This window comes from Streptosporangium brasiliense, from assembly GCF_030811595.1.
Taxonomy (GTDB): domain Bacteria; phylum Actinomycetota; class Actinomycetes; order Streptosporangiales; family Streptosporangiaceae; genus Streptosporangium; species Streptosporangium brasiliense.
In genome coordinates, this window is sequence record NZ_JAUSRB010000001.1 from 1406265 (window position 1) to 1430002 (window position 23738).

General features: G+C 70.8%; 23 protein-coding genes. 8 read left to right on the forward strand and 15 right to left on the reverse strand.

Annotated features, from left to right (window positions below):
• Positions 1–70 precede the first annotated feature (70 nt).
• The 7 genes from J2S55_RS06275 to J2S55_RS06305 all read right to left on the reverse strand — a co-directional run bounded on the left by J2S55_RS06275 (position 71) and on the right by J2S55_RS06305 (position 6730).
• Complete coding sequence (locus J2S55_RS06275) at positions 71–1489, reverse strand: aminopeptidase P family protein (protein WP_306857980.1); 1419 nt, start codon at positions 1487–1489, stop codon at positions 71–73.
• A 106-nt stretch (positions 1490–1595) separates the two neighbouring features.
• The gene (locus tag J2S55_RS06280; RefSeq protein WP_306857982.1) at positions 1596–2900 is read right to left on the reverse strand and encodes an ABC transporter substrate-binding protein; all 1305 of its coding nucleotides are present in this window, start codon (positions 2898–2900) and stop codon (positions 1596–1598) included.
• A 1-nt stretch (position 2901) separates the two neighbouring features.
• Positions 2902–4026 carry a branched-chain amino acid ABC transporter permease gene (locus J2S55_RS06285; RefSeq protein WP_306857983.1) on the reverse strand — a complete coding sequence of 375 codons (1125 nt, stop codon included), beginning with the start codon at positions 4024–4026 and terminating at the stop codon, positions 2902–2904.
• The gene (locus J2S55_RS06290; RefSeq protein WP_306857984.1) at positions 4019–4909 is read right to left on the reverse strand and encodes a branched-chain amino acid ABC transporter permease; all 891 of its coding nucleotides are present in this window, start codon (positions 4907–4909) and stop codon (positions 4019–4021) included. The genes J2S55_RS06285 and J2S55_RS06290 overlap by 8 nt, the downstream gene beginning before the upstream one ends.
• On the reverse strand, positions 4906–5703 hold the full coding sequence (locus J2S55_RS06295) for an ABC transporter ATP-binding protein (protein WP_306857985.1): 798 nt from the start codon (positions 5701–5703) through the stop codon (positions 4906–4908). The genes J2S55_RS06290 and J2S55_RS06295 overlap by 4 nt, the downstream gene beginning before the upstream one ends.
• Before the next feature lie 23 nt (positions 5704–5726).
• Positions 5727–5957, reverse strand: coding sequence for a hypothetical protein (locus J2S55_RS06300; RefSeq protein WP_306857986.1), 231 nt, complete (start codon positions 5955–5957; stop codon positions 5727–5729).
• The gene (locus tag J2S55_RS06305; protein ID WP_306858571.1) at positions 5954–6730 is read right to left on the reverse strand and encodes an ABC transporter ATP-binding protein; all 777 of its coding nucleotides are present in this window, start codon (positions 6728–6730) and stop codon (positions 5954–5956) included. The genes J2S55_RS06300 and J2S55_RS06305 overlap by 4 nt, the downstream gene beginning before the upstream one ends.
• Positions 6731–7102: 372 nt before the next feature.
• Here J2S55_RS06305 and J2S55_RS06310 point away from each other — a divergent pair, with 372 nt between their 5' ends.
• Together J2S55_RS06310 and J2S55_RS06315 are read left to right on the forward strand one after the other, a co-directional pair.
• Complete coding sequence (locus J2S55_RS06310) at positions 7103–8302, forward strand: PucR family transcriptional regulator (protein ID WP_306857987.1); 1200 nt, start codon at positions 7103–7105, stop codon at positions 8300–8302.
• 94 nt (positions 8303–8396) lie between these two features.
• The gene (locus J2S55_RS06315) at positions 8397–8825 is read left to right on the forward strand and encodes a CBS domain-containing protein (protein ID WP_306857988.1); all 429 of its coding nucleotides are present in this window, start codon (positions 8397–8399) and stop codon (positions 8823–8825) included.
• A 55-nt stretch (positions 8826–8880) separates the two neighbouring features.
• Here J2S55_RS06315 and J2S55_RS06320 read toward each other — a convergent pair whose 3' ends face one another.
• Positions 8881–12222, reverse strand: a complete 3342-nt coding sequence (locus tag J2S55_RS06320; protein ID WP_306857990.1) for a S8 family serine peptidase — start codon at positions 12220–12222, stop codon at positions 8881–8883.
• Between the two features lie 440 nt (positions 12223–12662).
• On the opposite strand from J2S55_RS06320, the gene J2S55_RS06325 reads away from it, so the two are divergent.
• The 3 genes from J2S55_RS06325 (at position 12663) to J2S55_RS06335 (ending at position 13667) form a co-directional block, all read left to right on the forward strand.
• On the forward strand, positions 12663–12917 hold the full coding sequence (locus tag J2S55_RS06325) for a Smr/MutS family protein (RefSeq protein ID WP_012889737.1): 255 nt from the start codon (positions 12663–12665) through the stop codon (positions 12915–12917).
• A gap of 186 nt (positions 12918–13103) precedes the next feature.
• A complete protein-coding gene (locus J2S55_RS06330) occupies positions 13104–13385 on the forward strand; it encodes a hypothetical protein (protein ID WP_306857991.1) in 282 nt (93 codons plus the stop codon).
• Positions 13386–13406: 21 nt separating this feature from the next.
• Positions 13407–13667 carry a transposase gene (locus tag J2S55_RS06335; RefSeq protein ID WP_306857992.1) on the forward strand — a complete coding sequence of 87 codons (261 nt, stop codon included), beginning with the start codon at positions 13407–13409 and terminating at the stop codon, positions 13665–13667.
• Positions 13668–14004: 337 nt separating this feature from the next.
• Here J2S55_RS06335 and J2S55_RS06340 read toward each other — a convergent pair whose 3' ends face one another.
• Positions 14005–15312, reverse strand: a complete 1308-nt coding sequence (locus J2S55_RS06340; protein WP_306857993.1) for an MFS transporter — start codon at positions 15310–15312, stop codon at positions 14005–14007.
• A gap of 625 nt (positions 15313–15937) precedes the next feature.
• On the opposite strand from J2S55_RS06340, the gene J2S55_RS06345 reads away from it, so the two are divergent.
• Positions 15938–16489, forward strand: coding sequence for a DUF6461 domain-containing protein (locus J2S55_RS06345; protein ID WP_306857994.1), 552 nt, complete (start codon positions 15938–15940; stop codon positions 16487–16489).
• 441 nt (positions 16490–16930) lie between these two features.
• On the opposite strand, the gene J2S55_RS06350 is transcribed toward J2S55_RS06345, so the two are convergent.
• Positions 16931–17575, reverse strand: coding sequence for a response regulator transcription factor (locus J2S55_RS06350; protein ID WP_306857995.1), 645 nt, complete (start codon positions 17573–17575; stop codon positions 16931–16933).
• Positions 17572–18624: a sensor histidine kinase gene (locus J2S55_RS06355; protein ID WP_306857996.1), complete on the reverse strand. Its 1053-nt coding sequence runs from the start codon at positions 18622–18624 to the stop codon at positions 17572–17574. Before J2S55_RS06355 ends, J2S55_RS06350 begins: the two co-directional genes overlap by 4 nt.
• Positions 18625–18734: 110 nt before the next feature.
• On the opposite strand from J2S55_RS06355, the gene J2S55_RS06360 reads away from it, so the two are divergent.
• The gene (locus J2S55_RS06360) at positions 18735–19316 is read left to right on the forward strand and encodes a hypothetical protein (protein WP_306857997.1); all 582 of its coding nucleotides are present in this window, start codon (positions 18735–18737) and stop codon (positions 19314–19316) included.
• 107 nt (positions 19317–19423) lie between these two features.
• Positions 19424–20401 carry a hypothetical protein gene (locus tag J2S55_RS06365; RefSeq protein WP_306857998.1) on the forward strand — a complete coding sequence of 326 codons (978 nt, stop codon included), beginning with the start codon at positions 19424–19426 and terminating at the stop codon, positions 20399–20401.
• Positions 20402–20693: 292 nt separating this feature from the next.
• Here J2S55_RS06365 and J2S55_RS06370 read toward each other — a convergent pair whose 3' ends face one another.
• From J2S55_RS06370 to dhaK, 4 genes are all read right to left on the reverse strand, one after another.
• Positions 20694–21440: a neutral zinc metallopeptidase gene (locus tag J2S55_RS06370; RefSeq protein WP_306857999.1), complete on the reverse strand. Its 747-nt coding sequence runs from the start codon at positions 21438–21440 to the stop codon at positions 20694–20696.
• A 242-nt stretch (positions 21441–21682) separates the two neighbouring features.
• Positions 21683–22054 carry a PTS-dependent dihydroxyacetone kinase phosphotransferase subunit DhaM gene (locus tag J2S55_RS06375; protein ID WP_306858000.1) on the reverse strand — a complete coding sequence of 124 codons (372 nt, stop codon included), beginning with the start codon at positions 22052–22054 and terminating at the stop codon, positions 21683–21685.
• Positions 22048–22740: a dihydroxyacetone kinase subunit DhaL gene (gene dhaL / locus J2S55_RS06380; protein WP_306858002.1), complete on the reverse strand. Its 693-nt coding sequence runs from the start codon at positions 22738–22740 to the stop codon at positions 22048–22050. Before dhaL ends, J2S55_RS06375 begins: the two co-directional genes overlap by 7 nt.
• A 1-nt stretch (position 22741) precedes the next feature.
• Entirely contained in the window at positions 22742–23734 is a 993-nt protein-coding gene (dhaK, locus tag J2S55_RS06385) for a dihydroxyacetone kinase subunit DhaK (protein WP_306858003.1), read from the reverse strand.
• Positions 23735–23738: the final 4 nt, after the last annotated feature.

Sequence of the window (23738 nt, forward strand, 5' to 3'; positions counted from 1 at the left end):
TGGTCATGGGGATCGGGCGCGCGGTACGGCGCCGCCGCCGGACGCGGCGGAGCGCGGCCGGGCGCCGCGGTCAGCTGGAGATCGCGCTCATCCAGCCCTCGATCTCGTCGGGGTGGCGGGGCAGCCCGGCCGACATCAGGCGGGCGCCGTCGGCGGTCACGACGAGGTCGTCCTCGATGCGCACGCCGATGCCGCGCAGCTCCGGCGGGAGCGTCAGGTCGTCCGGCTGGAGGTAGAGGCCGGGCTCGACGGTCAGCACCTGGCCCTCCTCCAGCACGCCGTCGAGATAGACCTCCGAGCGGGCCTTGGCGCAGTCGTGCACGTCCATGCCGAGCATGTGGCCGCTGCTGCACAGGGTGTAGCGGCGGTACAGGCCGCTGTCGGGCTCCATCGCCTCGTCCGCGCTGATCTTCAGCACACCCCAGTCGCGCAGTCCCTCGGCGATGACCCGCATGGCCGTCTGGTGGAAGTCGCGGAACCTCGCTCCGGGGCGCAGGACGGCGATGGCCGCGCTCTGGGCCTCGTAGACCAGCTCGTAGACCTGGCGCTGGATCGGGCTGAAGCGTCCCGACAGCGGCAGGGTCCTGGTGATGTCGGCGGTGTAGAGGTTGTCGGTCTCCACCCCCGCGTCCAGCAGCAGCAGGTCGTTCTCGTTCAGCCGGCCGTCGTTGCGGATCCAGTGCAGCACGCACGCGTGGGCGCCGGAGGCCACGATGCTGTCGTAGCCGACCGCGTTGCCCTCCAGCCGGGAGCGCAGGCCGAAGACCCCCTCCAGGTAGCGCTCGCCGCGCCGGTGGGCCAGGGCCGCGGGCAGCGCCCGCACCACGTCCTCGAACCCGCGGGCGGTCGCGTCCACCGAGAACTGCAGCTCGGCGATCTCCCACTCGTCCTTGATCAGCCGCATCTCGGACAGGAACGTCTCCAGCTCGCCGTCCCCGTCGTGCGGGGAGACCCGGGCGTCCACCGAGGCGTCCACCCCGCGCAGCACCCGTGCGGGCCCGCCGAGCGCGCCGTCCAGCCTGTCCACGGCCGCGCAGTCGATCAGGTAGAGCGACTCGGCCTCGGCCAGGTCGGGGCGGCGGCCCACCCAGAACTCGCCGTAGCGGCGGTCCCGGTAGAACTCCTGTCCGGCCGTCCCTGGCGCCGAGCGCGGCGAGCGCGGCCGCAGGAACAGCGTCGCCGCCCCGGACGGCTCGATGACCAGCACGTTGCCCGGCTCCTGGTCACCGGTGAGATAGGTGAACGCGCTGTGCGGCCGGAAGCGGTAGTCGCTGTCGTTGCTGCGGGCCTTGAGCGTGCCGGAGGGGATGACGAGCCGCTCGCCGGGGAAGCGCGCGGCGAGCGCGGCGCGCCGCTTGGCGGTGTAGGTGGCCAGCGGCAGCGCGGTCAGGTCGTCGCGGTGGGTGTCGGCCCAGCCGGTCGCCATGAACGCGGCGAGGGCGTCGGAGATCGGCAGGTCGTGGCTGCCGGTGTTGAGCTTCTCGGTCATCGTGTCCCCGGGAGCGAAGGTGTGTGGTATTTCACACACTACTTGCCGCCGACAGGGCCCGCATCCCCCAACTTTAGGGGGTGCGGGCCCTGCCGGGGACCGGCGATCAGCCGACCGGCACCGTGTAGTCCCTGGCCAGGTCGGAGACCGCCGCCTCCTTGAGGACCACGGCGCCGCCGAGTGCGGCCTTGTCCGGTTTGACGACGAAGGACGCCCGGGCCGCGGGCCTGTCGAACATGGTGAAGTCCATGACCGTGCCGTAGTCGCCGCCCCAGGACGACTGGCTGCGGTGCGCGGCGACGATGGCGGCACGGCTCAGGTCCTTGCCCTGGCAGGCCTTCCTGAGGGCGTCGCCGACGATCGCCGCCGCCGCGTAGCCCGTGGCGACGCCGCTGTCGATGGTCTCGCCGGGATACTTCGCCGTGTAGTCGGCGGCCAGCTTCTTCATGGCCGGCAGCGGCGAGCTGATCGGAGCGCCGCCGGTCATGACGTAGAAGTCCTTCAGCAGGGCGGGGCCCGCCGGGGTGGGCAGCAGCTGCGGGGAGTAGGCCGAGTTGCTGCCGACGAACGGCACGTCCATGCCCTTGGCCAGCGAGACGCCGACGAGCGAGGCCGACTGCTTGGGGCCGACCGAGACCAGCACGGCCTTGACCCCCTCGGCCTTGAAGGCGGCCACCTGGGCGCTCATGTCCTGGTCGGTCGCCTTGATCTTCTGCTCGACGACCGTCAGGCCGAGCTTCTCGGCGGCGTACTTGGAGCCGTTCAGCGCGCTCTCGCCGTAGTCTCCCTCGAAGTAGAGGTGGCCGATCTTGTCTCCGGACCTGACGCCCTTCTCCTTGACCAGGAAGTCGACCCCGTTGATCATGTCGATGTCGTAGGTGGTGGCGGTCACCTGGATGGCCTTGCCGCCGAGCAGCCCGGTGGCCCAGGCCATCGGGATGGTGAGCAGCTGGTCGGCCTCGATGCGCTGCTTGAGCGCCATCACCATGGGGGAGCCGATGAAGTGGGCGATCGCCGCTGACCTGGGGGCGATCTCGGTGTAGGCCGCCACGGCCTTCTGCGCGTCGTAGCCGTGGTCGCGCACGACGGCCTCGATCTGCCGGCCGCACACCCCGCCGGCCGCGTTGACCTGCTCGAAGTAGAGCTGCTGCGCCTGGGTCAGGCTCTTGCCGAAGGAGGCGTAGGGGCCGGTGAGATCGGTCATGGCGGCCACCGTGATCTTGTCGGCGGTGACGCCGGGCCCGGTCTTCACCCCGTCGCCGCCGACGGCCGGCGAGGCGCCGGCGCCCCCGGTGGCCTTCCCGCTGGCGCACGCGGCGACCGCCAGGGCCAGCAGGGCGAGCACCACGATCCGCCGGGCCGGGGCCGCGGGGAGTGCCGCGCGGCGGCGCTTTTCGGGCAGTGAGGTCATGTCAGCTCCTCGGTTCGGGGGACGGGCGCAGGGAGGTCTTCTCCGCCGCGGGGGCGGCGGCGGTCCGGCGGCGGAGGCCGGACCGCAGGCGGCCGGCCAGGCCGAGCAGGCCGCCCGGCAGGAACAGGACGATGACGACGACCGCCGCGCCGTACAGGATCCGGGCGGCCTCGGCGGGGGAGACCCCGCCGGAGCCGGGCTCGGCCACCAGCGGCAGGGCGTCGCTGTAGCGGGTCAGGAGCTGGGGCAGCAGCGAGATGAAGACGGCGCCGATCACCGCGCCCGCGACCGAGCCGAGCCCGCCGATGACGATCATGGCGAGGTAGTCGAGGGAGAGCAGGATGCCGAAGTAGTCCGGCACGGTCCGCTGGAAGACCAGCGCGAGCAGGACGCCGGCCAGCCCGCCGTACATCGACGACAGCACGAACACGCCGGCGCGGTAGCGGGCCACGGGGACCCCCATCACCCCGGCCGCGATCTCGTGGTCGCGGATGGTGTTCATGGCCCGGCCGGGGCGGCCGCGCAGCACCCCGCGGGCGAACAGCGCCGCGCAGACCAGGACGGCCAGGCCGAGGAACCAGAGCCGCTCCAGCGCGCCGAACGGCACCTGGGCCACCACGAGCGCGGGGGAGTCGGCGAAGGCGAAGCCGAACAGCTCCATGGGCGGCACCGGGCGGCCGTTGTAGCCGCCTGTCACGGGCTCGGCGTTGAACAGCAGGTGCTGGCCGAGGAAGATCAGGGCGAGTGTGGCGATGCCGAGGTAGGCACCCTTCAGCCGGCCGGCGATCGGGCTGAACGCGCCCCCGGCGAGGCCCGCGGTGAGCACCGCGAGCACCGCCGCGACGGGGGTGGGCAGGCCCAGGCCGCCCAGGCCGTGCCCGGGGGCGGAGGCGAAGTAGACGTAGGCGTAGGCCCCGACCGCGAGGAAGAACGCGTGGCCCATGGAGAGCTGGCCGGTGGCGCCGGTCAGCAGGTTGATGCCGATCGCCCCGACGGCCGCCGACATCGCGAAGAGCCCGGCCTGCAGCCAGAAGCCCTCCAGGTAGAACGGCACGGCGACCGCCGCCGCGGCCAGGATCGCCGACCGGATGAGGATCCCCGCGCACCCGCCTGGTCTGTCAGACACGTGCCGGCTCCCTCGTCCCGAACAGCCCCGCGGGGCGGATGAGCAGGACCACGATCATCACGAGGAACGGCGCGACGTCGCCGGCGCCCCTGCCGAGGAAGGCCAGGTCGTTCTGGTAGCCGCTCATCAGGGTCTCGGTGACCCCGATGATCAGGCCGCCGGCCAGCGCCCCCGTGGTGGAGTCCAGGCCGCCGAGGATCGCCGCGGGGAAGGCCTTCATGGCGGCGAACGTCGTGCTGCGGTCCAGGCCCGGCGTGGGGAACACGCACAGGAAGAGCGCGGCGACGGCGGCCAGGGCCCCGGCGACCGCCCAGGCCCCCATCGACACCCGCCCGCGCCGCACGCCCATCAGCGCGGCGGTCTCGGCGTCCTCCGCGGTGGCGCGCATGGCGACGCCCCAGCCGGTGTGCTTGAAGGCGAGCAGGAAGACGGTGATCAGGACCGCCGCGACGGCCAGCGCGACGACCCGGGTCTGGGCGATGCCGACGGCCCCCAGATGGAGCACCTGATCGCGCCACGGATCGCCGAGGGCGAGGACCTCGGTGCCGATCTGCCGGGTCAGCTCGGTGGTCAGCATGATGTCGACGCCGATCGTCACGATCGCCAGGACGCTGTGGGAGGAGACGTCCGCCCGGCGGATGATCAGGAACTCGATCAGGACGCCCACGGCGGCCGCGCCGGCGACACCGGCCGGCAGGGCGGCCCAGAAGCCGATCACGGGGTGCAGCTCCGCGACGGCGAAACCGCCGGCCAGCAGCAGCGAGGCGTGGGCGAAGTTGACCACCTCGGTCGCCTTGAAGATGATGACGAACCCGAGGGCGATCAGCGCGTACACCGCGCCGACGGAGATCCCGTTCGCCAGAAGCTCCAGAAAAGTGATCATGAAGTGGCCTCCCCGGCCCCGCCCGCCGCGCCCAGGTAGGCGCGGATCACCTCGGGATCGTCCTGGACCTCGGCGGGGGGCCCGCCGGCGATCCGCCGGCCGAAGTCCAGGACCGTCACCGCGTCGGCGATCCGCATGACCATCCCCATGTCGTGTTCGACCAGCAGGATCGAGATGCCGAGGCTCTCCCGGACGGCGACGATCAGCTCGGCCATGTCGCGGCGCTCGCCGCCGTTCATACCGGCCACCGGCTCGTCGAGCAGGAGCAGCCTGGGCTCCATGCACAGGGCCCGGGCCAGCTCGACCCGTTTCTGCACGCCGTACGGCAGGAGCCCGACGGGTGTCGGCAGCCGCCCGCTGAGCCCGACGAAGGCGGCGATCTCGGTCACCCGCTCGCCGTGCCGCCGGGCCTCCCGCCGCGCGGACGGCAGGCGCAGGCCGGCCGCGACGAACCCGGCGCGGGTCAGCCGGTGCCGGCCGAGCATCAGGTTCTCGCGCACCGACAGGCGGGGCGACAGGGCGATGTTCTGGAAGGTGCGCGCCACGCCCAGGGCGGCGATGCGGTGCGGGGGCAGGGCGGTCAGCTCCGCCCCGCCGAAGCGCACGCTGCCCGAGGTGGCCCGGTAGACCCCCGACAGCACGTTGAAGCAGGTCGACTTGCCCGCGCCGTTGGGGCCGATGACCGCGTGGACGCTGCCGGGCTCGACGGTGAAGCCGACCGCGTCCAGCGCGGTGAGCCCGGCGAAGCGCACGGTGACGTCCCGGACTTCGAGCCGGGGAGGGAGGGTGTCCATACCGTCCGGTTGGTATGTGTCGCTCATGTGGACCATCCGGATCCGCCGCCGCGCGCGCCGGCCGGGCCCACCGCCGTGGGATCGACCGCCGCGAGGCCGGTCGAGGGATCGAACGCCACGGGATCGAACGCCACGGGATCGAACGCCACGGGATCGAACGCCACGGGATCGAACGCCGCGGGGCTCGCCGCGGTGAGGCTTACCGCCGCGGGGCCCGCCGTCATGGGGTCGGCCGCCGCGGGGGCGCCGGTCATGCCGACCACCTGGCCAGGGCCGGGCGCCCGGCGGGCGAGGGGGCGCCGGGACCGTCCCCGACCCCCAGGTAACGGCGGCGCACCTCGTCGCTGCGGGCCAGGTCGGCGGCGGGGCCGGACAGGACCACCTCGCCGACCTCCAGCACGTAGGCGTGGGAGGCCAGGGACAGGGCCATCGCGGCGTTCTGCTCCACCAGGAGCACCGTCGTCCCCTGCGCGTTGATCTCGCGGACCGTGTCGGCGATCCGCGCCGCCATCATCGGCGCCAGGCCGAGGGTGGGCTCGTCGAGCAGGAGCATCCTCGGCCGGGCCATCAGCGCGCGGCCGATGGCGAGCATCTGCTGCTCGCCGCCCGACAGCAGCCCGGCGCGCTGCCGGGCGCGCTCGGCGAGCACCGGGAAGAGCGTCAGCACGCGCTCCCTGGCCTCGGCCGCGGCCCGGCGGCCGCGCGCTCCCAGCGCGCCGGCCCGCAGGTTCTCCTCCACGGTCATCCGCGCGAAGACCCGGCGGCCCTCGGGCACCTGGACGACGCCGCGGGCGACCACGGCCGAGGCGGCGGTGCCGGACAGCCTCGCCCGGTCGAAGCCGATCTCGCCCGCCGTGATCGCGCCCCGGTGGAACCTGAGCGTGCCCGAGACGGCGCGCAGCAGGGTCGACTTCCCCGCGCCGTTGCCGCCGAGCACCGTGACGATCGAACCGCGCGGGACGCTCAGCGAGATCCCGCGCAGGGCCGTCACCGGGCCGTAGTTCACCGCCAGGTCCCGGACGGCCAGCCCGCGGTCCTCGGGTGGTGGAGGGACGTGGCCGTCCGGCGTGTCCGGCGACGGGGCCGCCGGCCTCAACCGGCGGAGGAAGCGCCCCCCGGTCACGGTCCGCCTGCTGGGACCGGTCGGGGTCCGGCCGCCGCCTGCCTCGGCCGAGACGGGCGGGGGGCCGCTCTCTTCAGGGAGCGGAGGAGTCACATATGCCTCCTGACGATTGTTGAACGCATCCAACCCGGAGGGTTCACCGGAGTCCAGACGCGGGGGTGAAGTCGGGACCGGCGCCCACGGGGGGCCGGTGCCGGTTGTGCGTCAGCACAGTGCGGGATCACGGAACAGAACAGAATCTTGTTCGGCAATGTGTGCGGCTGACACCATTGCCTGATGGGGCTCCGGACCACCGCCGACGACGAGGTGCGCAGGATCATGCGCATGGCCGCCGCCCGGCTGCTGCAGCGCCTCCCCGAGCTCACCGACGAACTGGTGACCAGGACCCGTGACACCGACGAGGCCTACCGCCGGATGGTGCCCACCGACGACCACTGGCAGAGCGTGTACGACGCCATGCGGGTCGGCATCGGCGCGATCCTGCTCCCTCTCGCCGAGCGGCGCGACCTGCAGCAGGCGGAACGGACCGCCCGGCGCCGCGCCGAGCAGGGCCTCCCGATGGACTCGCTGCTGCGCAGCTACCGGATCTCCGCCCAGGTGATGTGGGACGGGCTGGTCGGCGTCGTCGCCGAGGAGGAGCCGGACAGCCTGCCGGTGCTGATCCGCGGCGCCACCAAGGTCTGGCACGCCGTCGACCGGCAGGCGGTCGCCGCCGCCGAGGCGTACCGCGACCGGGAGGCCGAGATGTTCGGCCGCACGGCCGAACGGGTCCAGGCCCTGCTCGACGCCCTCCTGGAGGACCGGGCCGACGCCGCCCTGGCCCGCAGCGCCGCCGCCGCGCTGGACCTGCCCGAACTCGGCCGCTACGCGGTCGTCATCACCCGGCTGCCGGGCCGTCACGACCACCAGGACGACGCGGTCCGCCCGGCGGCCCTGGGCGCCATGCGGCTGCTGTGGCGGATGCGCCCCGACTACGAGGTCGCGGTCGCCCTGCTCCGCGAGGCGGGGATGGAGGACCTGACCCGCGAACTGCGCCCCCACGTCACCGGCTGCGCCGGGATCAGCCCGGTGGTCGAGGGGCTGACCGAGCTGGGCCGGGCGCGCAGGCTCGCCGAGCTCGCCCTGCGGACCTGCGTGGGGGAGGGGCCGGAGATCGCGCTGCTGGAGGACCGGTTGCCCGCCGCGCTGGTGGTCAGCCAGCCCGAACTCGCCGGCCACCTCAGCGGTGTTGTGCTGCGGCCCATCCTCGCCCTCGACCCGGCCGACCGGGAGGTGCTGCTCGGCACGCTGGAGGCGTGGCTGCGCTGCGAGGGCTCGGCGATGCGCACCGCCGGGCAGCTCTACTGCCACCGCAACACGGTCTTCAACCGCATCCGCCGCATCGAGCAGCTCACCGGGCGCTCCCTGGCCCGCCCGCTGGACATCGTGGAGCTCGCCCTGGCCCTCGACGCGGTGCGATTACTGCCGGTGACGTGACAGTCACGGCCTTTGCCGCGAGGGGTGCTTAGACAGAGAGCCGGCGGGGCAATGGTTAGGGATACCCCAGCCAGGTTGAACCGAGGTGATGTCGATGCTGATCGGTACGATTCTGCAAGGCAAGGGAGCGGACGTGACGACCATCCGTCCCGAGGCGACGGTGACCGAGCTCCTGGCAGTCCTCGCCGCGCACAACATCGGCGCCGTGGTGGTCTCCGAGGACGGCTCGTCGATCGCGGGCATCGTCTCCGAACGCGACGTGGTGCGGCGGCTCGACGACCGCGGTGCCGGCGTGCTGACCGCCCCGGTGTCGTCCATCATGACGACCGACGTCCATACCTGCCCGCCCACCGCCAACGTCGACGACCTGCGCCAGACCATGACCACGCACCGCATCCGGCACGTGCCGGTCATGGACGGCGGGCGGCTGGCCGGGATCGTGAGCATCGGTGACGTGGTCAAGAGCGCCATCGAGTCGCTGGAGACCGAGAAGGCCTACCTGGTCGACTACCTGCACCGCTGAGGCCCGGTGGGGCCCGGCACGCCGGTGCCGGGCCCCACGGATCCCTACCGCTTCCTTACTGCACGGTTATCTTGTCGACCTCGATCGTGATGCCCTTCACCTGCGGTGTCGACGTGCCCGTCGTCACCGTCCCGGTGCCCGTGCTGACTCCCTTGACCTTCATCGTGTAGGTCAGGGTGCCGCCGGGGGCGCCGGGGGTGCTGGTCACGCGGAGGTCCTGGGTCGGCGGCCCGGTGATCTGGCCGCCGGCCGTACCCTCGTCGTTCTCGGCGCCGACGGTCAGGCCGTAGCTCGCCGGCATGTCGCCGGGCAGGTTGGCCGGGTCGTAGGTGTAGGTGATGTCCTCTTCCCCGTTCAGCCCGATCCACTGCTGGAACACCTTGGCGTCCGTCGTGCCGTAGACGTTGAGGCGCCATTCGACGACGAGCCAGTCACTCACGCCGTCGGTCAGCGTCCCGACGTAGACGCCCGGCGCGCCGGCGCCGTCCAGGTCGGTCCAGTAGGGGGCGAGCACGTTGTTCGGGGTGGCCGGGTCCGGCAGCGACTGCGGCGCGGCCTCGATGTCGGCCGAGCCCGCGGTGCCTCCCGCGACCGTGTAGCCGTTGGAGACGACGCCGATCCGGGTGTAGGTCTTGCCCGCGTACTTGAACGGCGGGACGGTGAAGTTCAGCGCCTGCTCGTCGCCGATCGGCGTCGGCGTGATGCCGTAGGCGTCCAGCGGCAGGTAGGGCGCGGGCCCGGTGCCCGGGGCGATGCCGGGCCGGTCCGGCTGCCGGGCCGTGAGGGTGGTCTTCGCCGTCGCGATCTGCGAGCCGACCTTGGTGGCGCCGGTCACGGAGTTCAGCCGCAGCTTGCTGTCCAGCGTGCTGACCGCCGTCACCTCGGCGTCCTTGAGGGTGGTGTTCTGCACGCTCACGGTGCAGGTGGACTCGCCGCTGTCGCGGGCGATGGTGTCCGGCACGCAGGTCTGCTCGACCGGGACGGCGCCCTCCTTGCGGAAGAACGCGACCGGCAGGTGCAGATCGCGGCTGCCGCCCGACTGCTTGAGGTTCACCTGGCCGAAGTACTGCCCCTCGGGCAGGTCCGGCGCGGTGACCACCACGGTGAGCTTGACGCTCTTGCCCGGCTTGACGCTGAAGCGGGGCGGCAGCACCGTGATGTTCGCCCCGCTCACGGTCGTGCCCGAGGCGTCGTAGGTGAGCGTCTTGTCGGTGACGTTGGTGAAGGTCCGCTTGGCGGTGATGAGACCCGGCATGGTCGGGGCGTTCACCGAGGGCAGGTTGAGGTCGATGCGGTTCAGCTCGTCGCCGGCCGAGGCGGCGAAGTTCTCCGCGGTCTCGTTCAGGGTCAGGCCCGGGTCACCGGCCTTGCTCAGGTCGATGCGGCCGCCGCCGAAGTCGAACGGGTCGGCGGGGGTGACGCGGTCCTGCTTGGTGACCGAGGTCTTGGCCGTGGTCTCCAGCGCGGACTTGACCTGACCCGGGGTCCAGTCCGGGTGCAGCGCGAACACCAGCGCCGAGGCACCGGCGACGTGCGGCGACGACATCGAGGTGCCCGCGATGACCTGGTACAGGTTGCCCTGCGGGCCGCCCGCCGGGCCTTCCAGCGTCGGCGTGGTCCCGGCCAGGATGTGCAGGCCGGGCGCGGTGACGTCCGGCTTGAGGAAGTCGCCGCCCGGACCGCGGGAGGAGAACGTGGTGATCGCGTCGCCCTGCCAGGTGGTCTTGGTGCCCTGGGTGAACTTGCCGGTCGCACCCGGGTTGGCCGTCAGGAAGGCCAGCAGCGCGTCGCCCTCCGGCTTGTCGAGGTGGACCGTCGGGATCCAGTGGTTGTCGGTCATCACGTCGAGCGGCGTGGCGTTGTAGAGGATCATGCCGGCCGCGCCGCCCTGGAGCACGCTGTGGCTCTTGAGCACCCGGTTGGGGCCGCGCTGGCAGGCGACGATCTTGCCGGTGAACAGGCCCGGCGGGGCGGGCGCCGTGCACAGCGCGTTGGAGTACGGCGGGGCCGAGGCGAGCACCACCGGCAGCGGCGAGTTGACGCCGGCCGTGATGGAGGCGCCCTTGAGCGTGGCCGTCGCGCCGCCCGAGCCGGCCAGCGTGATCGTGGACTGGAACGTCCTGCTCTGCGTGGAGGCCGCCACCGTGGTCACCCACGGGCTGAGGTGGTTGGCGGTCGCCGCCCCGGGCCCCTCGTTGCCGGCCGAGGCCGACACGAGCACGCCCGCCGCGTAGGCGTCGAGGAAGGCCAGCTCCACCGGGTCGCTGTAGGGGGAGGTGCCGCCGGAGATCGAGAAGTTGATCACGCGGACGCCGTCGAGGATCGCCCGGCCCACCGCCTGCGCGGAGTCGGAGGGGAAGCAGCCCTGCGCCCCGCAGACCTTGTAGACCGACACGTGCGCCGCCGGGGCGATCCCGTGGATCGGGCCGCGGCTGATGCCGAGCGGGTTGGCGTCGGCCACCGGGCCGCCGGCCGAGGTGGTCGCGGTGTGGGTGCCGTGGCCGTTGGAGTCACGGGCGCTGTCGGGGTAGACCTCGCCGCCGAACACCGCGTTGTAGGTGTCGAGGAACGGCGCGCCGCCGATCAGCTTGCGGTTGCAGGCGAACGGGTCGGCCGCCGGGGTCAGCGGGTTGTCCCCGAAGTTGCAGACGCGCGGGGTGCCGTCCTTGGTGGGGGGCGCGGCGGGCAGGGTGCCGGGGTCGGCGAACTGGGGGTGCTCCGGCCAGGCGCCGGAGTCCAGGATGCCGACGACGACGCCCTTGCCCGAGGAGGCGCTGCCACCCAGCTTGCTGTAGATCGTCGGAGCCCCGATGAAGGAGGCGCTGGAGTCGGTCAGGAGCTGCTCGGGCCTGTCCTCCTGGACGGCCGCGACGCCCGGCAGCTTCAGCACCTCGGCCGCCTTGTTGGCCGGGATCCGCAGTGCGATGCCGCCGTAGACCGTGCGCAGCTTCTGCCCGGCCTTGGCGCCGGGAACGCTCTTGGCGAGTCCGGCGAGGAAGGTGTTCTCGACGTCCTCGATGTGCTTTTCGTATTTCTTGGCGTCGGCGCTTTTGATATCGAGAGCCTTGCCGGTTTTTGCGGGGCTTGTGGCGGGAAGGCCTTCGAGTCCGCCCTGATAGGCGGCGTAGGAGTCGTAGTCGAGTTTGACCATCACGTTGACCGTGGCACCCGAGGTGGACTTCAGCAGCGCCTGGTCGCTCTTGGCGAGCTTGCCGGTCGTGGACTTGGCGCCCTGGACCGGTTCACCCCCGGTCAGCGGGGTCGCCGTCCATTTCTTGGCGCTCGGGGTGGGGGTGGGAGCCGCGCTCGCCGGCGGCGCCATCGCCGCGACGAGTCCGACGGCGGCGGCGAGCACCGCCACGCGGCCGGTCCGTGATAGGTGGGACGTGCTTGGCAACGAGACCTCCCTGTAGGGACGCATGACCACGTCACGCCGGTGGGAGGCGTCGGGTCACCCGGGCATGCCTGGATCAGGGCATGGCTGAGGAGGACTCGACCCTCCCCGTTGGGTGACGAGAGAACGGCCACCTGTAAAGGCGGCCGATCATGACAGGGAGCCTAACTAGCGATCATTTATTTGCCTAGATCGTGGAATTGCCACAATCACCGGCCGAATTGGTCAAATTTAAATGCTCGGTCAGCCCAGCGGCCTGACGGGACGCCGGCACGGCTGACGGCCGGCACCCCGCCGCCGGAGACGGCCCGTACGGCGGCGCCGGTATCCGGCGCGGGAACCCTCCCGGGCGGCGGCCCTGCCGCGGGTGACGCGCGGCCGAGGCCGGTGCGTGACGGTCCGCTGTGCGTAAACTGGTCCGAAGCGACCTGTGGGAGGCCCGGTTGAAGCTCAAGCTGGATCTGCACCCGATCTTCAACCGGGGCGGGGAGATCGACAAAGCGCTGCGGGGCATCATCGACGAGGCCATCAGGAAGAAGGCCACCGAGGTCGAGATCATCCCCGGCAAGGGCTCGGGCCAGCTCAAGAAGAAGGTCCTGCGCTTCCTTGAGCAGAAGGAGATCAAGGCCCTCTACCACCGCATCGACAAGGACGCCAAGAACCACGGCCGCCTGTTCGTCTACTTCCGCTACAAGTAGACCGGCCGGGTCTCTCACCTGCGGCTAAGGCGTCTATACCTGCTCTGAGCTGTGATTTCTTGTCTCCTGAGATCTCATCGAATCTCGGTGGACCTTGGCGTCATGTGCCCTGTGCGTGCCCTGATCTTGGGCTGCGTTCAGGCGGCTTTGCGCCGTCCTCTTGGACGTACCAACGCCAGAAGCAGCATGTCCACCGCCCAGCGCAACGGCCGGGCTTGCATCGTCTGCGGAGCCGGCGGCGGCATCCTCAAGCCCGCCGGCAAGCTCCTCGACCGCGACATGGTCGAATGCGAGACCCATGAGTGGGAGCGCGAAAAGGCCGCCAAACCGGACTACCGGCCGGTGTCACTGATGACCGACCTCGTGCAGGGCTACCGGGAGGTTGAGGCACGCGTCTGCCTTCACGACGCAACGGAGGTGGGCTTGATCCGGTTTGACGGACATCTGAGATCAGGGGTTCATCCCTGAAGGACGTCCATCATGGAGAGCATGGGGAAGGAGAGCATGGGGAAGAAGAAACCTCGCCCTCGCCGTTCGTTCACGCCGGAGTTCAAGGCCGAGATCGTTGAGCTGTGCCAGCGGGGTGACCGCTCGGTCGGCCAGGTGGCCAAAGATTTCGATCTGACCGAGACCGCAGTGCGCGACTGGATCCGGCAGGCCGAAGTCGACACCGGTGATCGGGAGGGATTGACCAGCAGCGAGCGCGAGGAACTGGCGGCGCTGCGGCGGGAGAACCGCCGGTTGCGTTGATCGTCTGAATCTAAGACGGCTTCTTCGCGAAGGAGACCCGGTGAGGGTGCATCCCTTCATCGAGGCGGAAAAGCAGGGCGGTCACCACGTGAAGCGGGCGTGTGAGCTGCTGGAGGTCTCCCGAGCCGCCTTCTACGCCCGTCGCCGGGGTCTGCCTGGTCCTCGTGCGATGCGTGATGCGCAACTCAGTGAACGCATCACCGAGGTCCATCAGCGCTCGCGGGGTACCTGGGCTGGTACCCGGAACATTGCGATCCGGTAGGGCAGGTGGCTCCCCGAGGGAGCTCGTTCCTCGGGATAGGGAAGGGCTGGACCAGTATTCGAGCGTCATCAGCGCCTATTCAGGCGCCTGCCCGGGATTTGCTGCCGACTCTACGGCGTCGGGTCCGGCGGGGGAGACCTCCCCGGTGAAGCGGCGCAACTCTCGGCTGAGCGCGGCTACTGCAGCGGTCACGCCGAGTAGACCGCCCAGGATGACGAGCGCCGTCGCGCCGCCCAGTGCGGCGGCCAGTGCTCCGCCGAGGACCGGGCCGAAGGGTTTGAGCGCCATGCTGCCCATGCTCAGGACCGCGCCCATCCGGCCAAGCATCTCTTCTGGAACCATCCGTGCGACCACCACGTTCAGCACCACATTCAGCGAGGGTGTCGACAGGGTGATGAACACCAATGGAACCATTGGCCACCATGCCCCCCACGGCAGCGCCGTGGCCGCCAGCGCGGCACCGAAGACCGTCAAGACGACCAACAGCAGTCTGCCGGGCGGCAGGAGTTTGCTGATGCGGCCCGACAGCAGCGCTCCGGCCAGCCCGCCGACGCCGAGGCCGGCCAGGACCGTGCCGGTGGTGAGCGCGCCACCGCCACGTTCGCCGACAAGCACGATCAGAGGGATCAGGAACGCCCCGCCCAGCAGGTTGAGGACCATTATCGCCGCAGTGACCTCCCGCAGGCCCCGCTGGCGCCACAGCCAAGTGATGGCCTCAGCTGCTTCCCGGCGCATACCACGCTGGATCAGGTGCTGCTCCTCGCCGTCCTCTCGTGCGGCGGTCTGCGGCTGGTTCGCCGGTCGGCGCGGCACCTTCGCCAGGGCGTAGAAGAGCGTGGCGGCAAGGAAGGTGATGGTGTCGACGACGAAGGGCACTGCACGCCCCAGGCCGTACAGCAGGCCACCGAGCGGAGGGCCGATCAGCCCGGCGGCATGTGTGCGGGACTCCTCTTGGGCGTAGGCGCTGTGCAGTTGACTTGTGGGGACGATCCCGCGAATGGCCGTGCCCAGGACCGGCTCGATGAACGCAGCGCACAGAGCGTCGAGTACCACCAGTGTGACGAAATGCCATATCTGTACCTGGTCGGTGAGGACCAGTGCTGCCAGCAGCGCTGAGACGACCGCCTGGAGGCCCTGGGCGGTTATCAGCGTACGGCGACGGTCCCACCGATCCACCCAGACGCCGGCGGGTATCTGAACCAGAAGGAAGACGACGGTGCGGGCTCCGGCGACGACGCCCGCCAATCCTGGGGAGCCGGTAAGCGCGAGCACCAGCAGCGGCATGGCCAGCCGGGTGAGCTCCGACCCCAATTCAGACACCGCGCTGCCGATCCACAGCAATTGGAAACGCACGTTCTTGCGCAGCAGGACGATCTCGGTCACGGATCATCTTCCTTAGGTCGGGGGTGCGACTCCTGGCCTGCGGTGCCGTTTCCGGATGAGGCAGGGCTGCCGCTGCGATTCGGGCTGCGGACAGGCGCGAGGCGGGACCGGGAGAAGATACTCATCAGACATGACACTGTCTACTGAATATCGAAGGTGAGATATGCGGCCCTTCGCACTTGAAACGGAGTCCGTGAAGACGGTTCGGTGGTCAGGTCAGCGACATGTCGTGTAGCCCTGCATGGCTCTTTCTGGGAGCCACCTTGGGAGCCACCCGAGTAGACGGTCATGGACTGCGGTGAACACGGCCGAACAGCCGGAGCGCCGGTGGCCTGCGCGGCGAACTGATTTGAACGTCCCTGTAGACCGTTCGGGGACCTACAGATCAGAAGGTTAGGCCGTGCCCGTTGCGTGCCCGGCAGGAAGGAGATCAAGGGGACTCTGGGGAATCACGGGTACTCGAAGCGCTCCCTCGCAGGTCAGTGTTTCCCCAGCTTCGTAGCCCGGCGCGATAGAGACTTCCCAAGCTGACAGCACGTGGACTGCTAGCGAAGTTGTCGGCCCCCTCTGTCATGATCACCGCAATACGGTTCCCGCGGAAGGCACAGGGATGAGCGGCGCGACAGTGACGACCTACGAATGGCTCTATGACGAGTTCACTGACGGCCTCGGGGAACCGTGGCTCCACGCCGGCTTCGTGCACGGACTGCACCCCGAAGACGCCATGCAGCGGATCGGCATCACTCCAGGCCCTCTGGATGGGGCAGGATCCGGCGTCACCGCCTACGCGGCTCACGGCGGAACCGTCCTGCTCGAACGCTGCGGGGAAGGAATCGTCTACCGCAACGCCCATCTGCTGTCCGAAGGCACCGCCGCAGCCGCAGTACGTGTGACCCTCAAAGGCGCTGACTTCATCTACTACGTGAAGGACCAACTGATCACCACGTCCAGCCTGTTCTCCTACCGTTTCCGGGAAGGCTCCGACCCCGACCGACTCCGGAGCGACCTTCAGGAACTCGGCATGAACCTCGACGACGAGCGACCCGAGTTCCCCGAGCATCCCGTCGCCAGCGCCCTCGCCCTTGCCGAACGCGCCACGGGCGTTCACCTGTCTCCCGCTCACTACGCCGATCCCGCCCTGACCGGGTCCACCGGTTACATGGACCGCTATCGGTGACAACCCGCTTCTCACGAAGATCCGGAACATATACGGAATGGTCTCCGCCTGTCGTACTCGGTGAGTCGTAAGTGCCCAAGTCGCTGCACTACTCGCCCCATGAGAAGCCTTCCACTTCTAAACCGCTGGCTGGGCCGTCCGGGGTGGGCCGACGATGACAGACGACGATTGAAGCTGACGGCCGAACAGCGAGCTCAGCGTGGTGGCACACAAGTATCCACAGGTCGCTTCGGCGGGACATTTCTTCCGCTACAAGTAAATCGGCGAGCGCGGCGGCCGTCTCTTCTCGGTGACGCCACCTGGCATGCCACATCTGCACGCCGAGCTCGGCGGGATGCGCTACCTGAGCAACCAGCCGGTGGCGCCCATGGCGCCGGTAAGCGCTGCGCTCCCGATCGCGGATCATGCGCGCCAGGCTCTTCACCTGTCACTGTCCGTCCGTCAGGCGGGCTCGATGCCGTGCAGGATCAGGCCGAGCTCATAGGCCAGGACCGCGGCGTGCGTGCGGTCGCGGGCGCCGAGCTTGTCCAGGACGTTGGTCACGTGGGTCTTGATCGTCTCCCGGGACACATGCAGTGCTGCGGCGATCTCCGGGTTGGCCTGCCCGAGGGTGATGTGCCGCAGTATCTCGAGCTCGCGTGGCGTCAGCGTCACCGGGCGGCGCGGCCTGGCGCTGCCGTGGTGAGGCGACGCGATGCGGCGCAACGCGTCGGGGAAGAGCACCGCCTGCCGTGCGTGCACCAGCCGGACGGCCTCCACCAGCTCACCAGCCGGGGCGCGTTTGAGCACGTACCCGGCGGCTCCGGCGCGCAGGGCTCCCCAGACCAGTTGATCGTTTTCGAAGGTGGTGACCACGACGACGCGGGTGGAGGGGGAACGGCGGCTCAGCTCGACGGTGGCGGCCAGGCCGTCCATCCGGGGCATGCGGATGTCCATCAGCACGACGTCCGCCCCCGCGCCCGCCTCGACGGCCTCCCGGCCGTCCCCGGCCTGGCCCACGACCGCGAGATCGTCGTGGAGAGAGAGCATGGCGGCCCATCCCTCGCGGATCAGCGGCTCGTCGTCGGCCAGGACGACGCGGATCACAGCGGCAACCTTGCCTGGACGCGCCAGGTCGCGTCCGCCTGCTGCAGCGTGCACGTCCCACCGGCCAGGCGGGCTCGCATGCGCATGCCCGTCAGACCGCGTCGGTGCCCGGCCGGAGGCGAGGAGACGTCCGCGGTGGCGTTCTCCACTGTCAGCACCAACTCGCCGGCGACGGCGACGTCCAGCGTGATGGGGCCCGACCCGTGGCGCAGGGCGTTGGTGAGGGCCTCCCGGGCGATGGCGTAGGCGGTGCGCGAGGTGGCCGCCGGGATCCGGCCGAGGTGTCCGGCGCTCACGCGTACGTCGAGCCCGCGGGTGAGCGTGTCGAGCGAGTCGAGCGTGGGCGTGCGCGACATCTCACCGTCGTCAAGGACGCCGAGCAGCACGTCGAGCTCTTCCTGGGCGGCACGAGCAGTGTCCAGCAGGTGCTCCGTCGAGCGCGTGGCCTCCTCCAGGCCGGGATCCGGCCGCTGCAGCGCCGCCTGCGCCACCATGCCCTGCACCAGGACGACGCTCAGCGCGTGCCCGACCGCGTCGTGCAGCTCCAGCGCGAGAGTCTGACGGCGGCCGAGCTCCTCCAGCATGCGGGACGGTTCGGCACGCAACAGGCGGCGCGCCGCCCACCGCTGGCCGGACCCGGCCGCGACCATGGCGGCCCCCAGCGCGACCGCGATGGCCAGCGGCTCGGCCAGCACGGCGGGGTCGTCGCGCCACTGCGTCAGATCGCCCAGCCAGATCAATCCCGGAAGCAGCATGAGCACGCCCGCGCCGAGTGTCGCGCCGCCGTACAGGTGCAGGCTCGTCAAGGCCACCAGATAGACCCGGTCCGCCTTGTCCGAAACCTCGACCTCGAGCAGCTCGGCCAGCGCGGCGATCTCGATGCGTCGCACCAGCGGCGCCATGGCCAGCAGCACCGAGGCGGGCAGGCACGCCGCCCACAGCATCAGGATGCGCGCCAGCGTCTGCTCGCTCAGGACCGCCATGCCGAGCACCACGCCGGCCGGGGTCAGCAGTGCCGCGCCCAGCACCTGGTAGAGGGCTGCCTTCACAGCACGCCTGATATGTCCGCCCACGACGGCGATGCTAGCCGCAACGCCGGCTCGCCCCTTCCCCCATCTGGGGGAGGTGCGCCCGCCGCCGCACTGCGAGCCTCACAAGCATGACGAGCGCACTCGCCACTCCGGCCATCATGACGAAACTGCACGGCAGAACGGCTGCCGGCGTGCCGCGCTGGGTGGTGCGGGCCGCCTACGCGGCCGCGCTGACCGCCTTGCCGTCCGGAATCTGGCGGATCGCGGCCATGAACTTCGGCGTGCCGCTGGTCGAACACGGCGCCCCGCCTCCCGGCGGTCACGCCCCCACGATGTTCGACGCACAGTGGTGGTACATCATCGGGCTCAGCGTGGTCAGCGAGGCGGTGGCGTTCCTGACGGTGGGACTGGTCGCCGAGTGGGGCGAGGTGTGGCCGCGCTGGATCCCGGGGTTGGGCGGTCGCAGGGTCCCGGTCCTGGCGGCCGTCGTCCCCGCCGGGATCGGCGCGGTGGTGCTGCTGGTCTTCCCGTACGCGTTGATCATGTCGTTGCTCGGCATGAAGATCAACGGCGAACCTGACGGGTTGATCGTGAACGGCTGGCAGACCGTCGTCTTCTACCTCACCTACGCGCCGCTGGCCCTTTGGGGCCCGCTGCTGGCGGTCGTCACGGCGCACTACTACCGGCGCCGTACCGGTGGATCGATCTGAGGCGGGGACGGCAGGCAAGAGTGTGCGGGGCGCGGCGTCGACGACGGCCTCGAGCGCATGGACGGCGTCGCGAAAGCGGACATGATCTCGACTTCTGTGAGGGCAGCATGATCTTCAGAGCGGAGAAGGCGGCGGCCGGAGCGGTCTCCTCCAGGAAAACGGCGAAGTTCTCGATGGTCGCGGCGGGCGTCTGGTCACTGGCCTTTGGGTTGTCGGGTGCCTACTGGGCGGTTGAAGGCACTTCGTTCCCCCTGGGCCGCAGCGATCCTCGCGGCTCCGACATGGGCTCGTTCTTCGCCACCGCTGAGCCCGGCGCCGCCGGCGTGATCATCGCGGTGACCGGGGTGCTCGGTGCGGTCGCCGCGGCGCTGCTGGCCCACGCGCCACGGGCACAGGTGCCCAGGGCGGTCGGGGCGTTGCTTGCCGTCGCGTTGTTGGTGGGCGTCCCCGACATCCGAGTGATCCAGAACTTCGGCTACCTGTTCATGGGATACACGGAGCTGTGGGACCGGCCACTGCTGTTCATGCTGTTCAGCATCTTGGGCGGAGGGTTGTGGGCCCTGGTCGTCTGGAACACGCGCGGCGATGACGTGAGCCCCGGCAGGTGGGGGCGGTGGGTCACCTACGCGGCGGCCGTGCTGGCTCTGCCGTACGCGATCTCGCGCATCTCATGGGCGTTGGGCATCCCCCTCGGGGTGCCGGCTGGCTATCTGGATGTGGACGCTCCGTCAGCGGGCGCCGCCTCGGAGTTCGTGCTCGGAGGGCTGTGCGTGGTGGGGGCGGTGCTGACGCTCGGGCTGGTCCAGGGCTGGGGCGAGGTCTTCCCCCGCTGGGTTCCCTTCCTGCGCGGCAGGCGAGTGCCGATCTGGCTCGCCGTCGTCCCGGCGACGGCGGCCTCGGTCCTGCTGATCCAGGCTGGGGTCAGGCTGTGGCTGTGGTGGGGCGCCGGGCAGATCACGCTGTCCGCGGACCACTGGGGGACGTTCCTTCCAGGGCTGTTCTGGCTGCCGTGGAGCCTGGCCCTCGCGGCCGCCACGTACGCCTACTACCTGCGGAGGCGGGCTGGTGGAAGTAGCCGGATGTGAAGGAGCACGAGGTCCAGACGCCGTCGCATGAACCGCCGTCGTCCAAGGGCCGGGAGGTCCAGCGGACGTTGACCGGCGTCGGCGAAGGGGACTGACAAGGTCATTCTCGCTGCCCGGCCGGACCGCCGAGAGGTCGTCGGAGCCGGCGCTGAGGTGGTCGCCGCGGCGGCCGATCCGCGCCGGCGCCTGCCGCTTGGCCGGCCTCTGTCCGACTTGACCTGCGGCCACCCCGCCATCGGTGGCCGGCCGGCCAAGTGAAGTGCATGATCATCGGATCCGCTGAACGCAGGGGTCAGGCGACCTGCGAGGACGGAGCCTTCCAGGTGTTGCACGCGCTCGGGCCTTGCGACCGGTAGCCCTGCTCGAACCAGTGAAGGCGGTTGGCGGGCTTGCCGTACCAGTTGAATCTGCCGTATTCCTTCGGCGTCTCGGCGGTGAGGAGGGGTTTCCAGTCCTTGGCCGAGCGCCCCAGGATCTTCATGGACACCCCGCTCAGGCAGTCCGCCTGCAGGTAGAAGCGGTGCATCTGCTCCTCGCCGCCGTCCTCCTCGTCTCCGGCCGGCAACGCCCACCAGGCCTCGCTGATGCCCGCCTGGGCCTGGACGACTCCGGCGTACGCACGCGTGATCTCGACGAGAACGGCCTGGTCGGACTTGGCCTTGATCCAGTCGGAACCGAGCTGCACCTGGACGGAGCCGTGGCAACTGGCGGCGAAGGAGCCGGACACCTCCAGGCCGGTGAGGCACACGCCGCCCTCAACGTTGGCGTGGACACCCACCTCGGCCGGGGTGAAGTCCTGGATGGTCCTGCGCCAGGCGGAGTTGAGGCAGTCGACGACCTTGTTGAGGTATTTCGTCGTGGAGGCTTTGGTGGTGCCCTTGGTCGCCTTGCAGGAGATCGCGGGGAGATGCCCATGCTTGTAGAGCGGGTTGTGGGTCAGCTCGGGAGCCCCGACGATGGGGTCGGCGGATGCGGTGACCGTACCGGCGAATAACAGGATGAAAGCCCCGGTAGTGGTCGCCAATGCGCGAATCATCATGAGGAATGATCATAGGGGCGGCCCAATGCGCGGGGCGTCTTGTTGTCCGACTTCCGCCCTGCTTCCGCCCTGCTTCTGCCCTGCTCCCGGCGGGACATCACTCCCGTTACGAGTGGACCGGCGTCCCGGCCCGGTCCGGTCCCGCTCCCGGCGGGGCTGAGCCGTCCGCCCGCCCTCCGCGGGACTCCGTCCCGACACGGCCGGCGGCCGGGAGGGTGGCCGCTCCGGTGCGAGGAGGCGGATCAGAGCTTGCGGAAGGTCCTGGACTCCTCGGCCGCCGCGAGCACGGCCTCCAGCGACGCGCCCGCGCCCGCGGTGACGACGGCCGCGATCGCGCCCTCCACGAACGGCACGTCGGCGATCACCACCCCCGGCCCCTCCGCCAGCCGGGCGGTCAGCACCGAACTGCCCAGATCGGGGATCAGGACCACCCCGTCACCCTGGTCCACCTTCTCCACCGCCGCCGCCACCAGGTCGGGGCTGGTGCCCAGGCGGCCGTCCTCGGTGCCCCCGGCCGCGGCCACCGGGACGCCCGCACCGCCGATCTGCGCGGCCAGGGCCGCGACCTCGGCGGCCAGCGGGCCGCTGTGCGAGATGAGGACGACGCCTACCATCCGGGAGATCCGTCCGGTCCGGCCGGGGGCGAGCCGCCCGCCGAGCGGGGAGCCGCCACCGTGCGCAGGGCGGTGAGGATCAGCGCGGTGGAGGCGGCGCCGGGGTCCTCGTGGCCCACGCTGCGGGGGCCCAGATAGCTGGCCCGGCCCTTACGGGCCTGCATCGGGACCGTGGCCTCCGCCCCGGCGAGAGCCGCCGACGCGGCCGCCTCGGCGGCCTCCCTCGGATCCTTCCCCTCCTGTACGGCCTGCGCCAGCGCACGGACCGCCGGGGCGAGCGCGTCCACCATGGTCTTGTCGCCCTCGGCGGCCGAGCCGAGTTTCTGGACCCCGGCCAGCGCGGCCTCCAGGGCGCCCACCAGCTCGGCGGCCGACACCTCGGAGACGTCGGCCAGCGCCTTGCCCGCCTCCCGGAACGCGGTGCCGTACAGCGGCCCGGAAGCCCCGCCCACCTTGCGGATCAGCGTGCTGCCCACCAGCGTCAGCAGCGCGCCGGGGGTGTCCGGCTCCTTGTCGGCCAGGGCCTGCGCGATCGCGGTGAACCCCCGGTCGAGGTTGGTCCCGTGGTCGGCGTCGCCGATCGCGGCGTCCAGCCGGGTCAGCCGGTCCTTCTCGGCCCCGACGGACCGGGTGATCTCCTCGATCCACGCGGCGAAGAAGGCGGTGTCCAAGGTGGCGGCGCCCATGTCAGCGGCCCCAGCGCAGGCCGGGGGTCTCCACGGGGGCGTCCCAGAGACGGGTGAGCTCGTCGTTCAGCAGGCAGACCGTGACCGAGAAGCCCTGCATGTCGAGGCTGGTGACGTAGTTGCCGACCAGGCTCCGCGCCGCTGTCGCGCCCTTGCTCGCGAGGTAGTCGGCCACCTCGGCGAAGACGACGTAGAGCTCGATCAGCGGGGTGCCGCCCATGCCGTTGACCATGACCAGGGTGTCGCCGGAGATCGGCATGTCCTCGTCGATGGCCTCCATCACGGTGCGGGCCAGCTCGCGGGCGCCGCGCATGGCCGAGCGGGTCCGGCCCGGCTCGCCGTGGATGCCGATGCCCAGCTCGATCTCGGTGTCCTTCAGCTCGAAGGTCGGCTTGCCGGCGGCCGGGGTGGTGCAGGCGCTCAGCGCGACGCCGAAGGACCGGCTGCGCGCGTTGACCTCCCCGGCCACCCGCACGACCTCCGGCAGGGGAGCGCCGGTCTCGGCCATGGCCCCGGCGATCTTCTCCACGAAGAGCGTGGCGCCGGTGCCCCGGCGGCCCGCCGTGTAGAGCGAGTCCTGCACGGCCACGTCGTCGTCGACCAGCACGCTGGCCACCTCCACGCCTTCCTCGGCGCTGAGCTCGGCGGCCATCTCGAAGTTCAGGACGTCACCGGTGTAGTTCTTCACGATGTGCAGCACTCCCGCGCCGCCGTTCACCGCCTCGGTGGCCGCGATCATCTGGTCCGGCACCGGGGAGGTGAAGATCTCGCCGGGGCAGGCCGCGTCGAGCATGCCGTACCCGACGAAGCCGGCGTGCAGCGGCTCGTGGCCGGAACCCCCGCCCGAGACCAGGCCGACCTTGCCCGGACGCGGCCCCGAGGCGCGCACCACGATCTGGTTGTCCACGTCCACCCGCAGCCCAGGATGCGCCGCCGCGAGCCCGCGCAGCGCGTCCGTGACGACCGAGTCGACACTGTTGATGAGCTTCTTCACATTT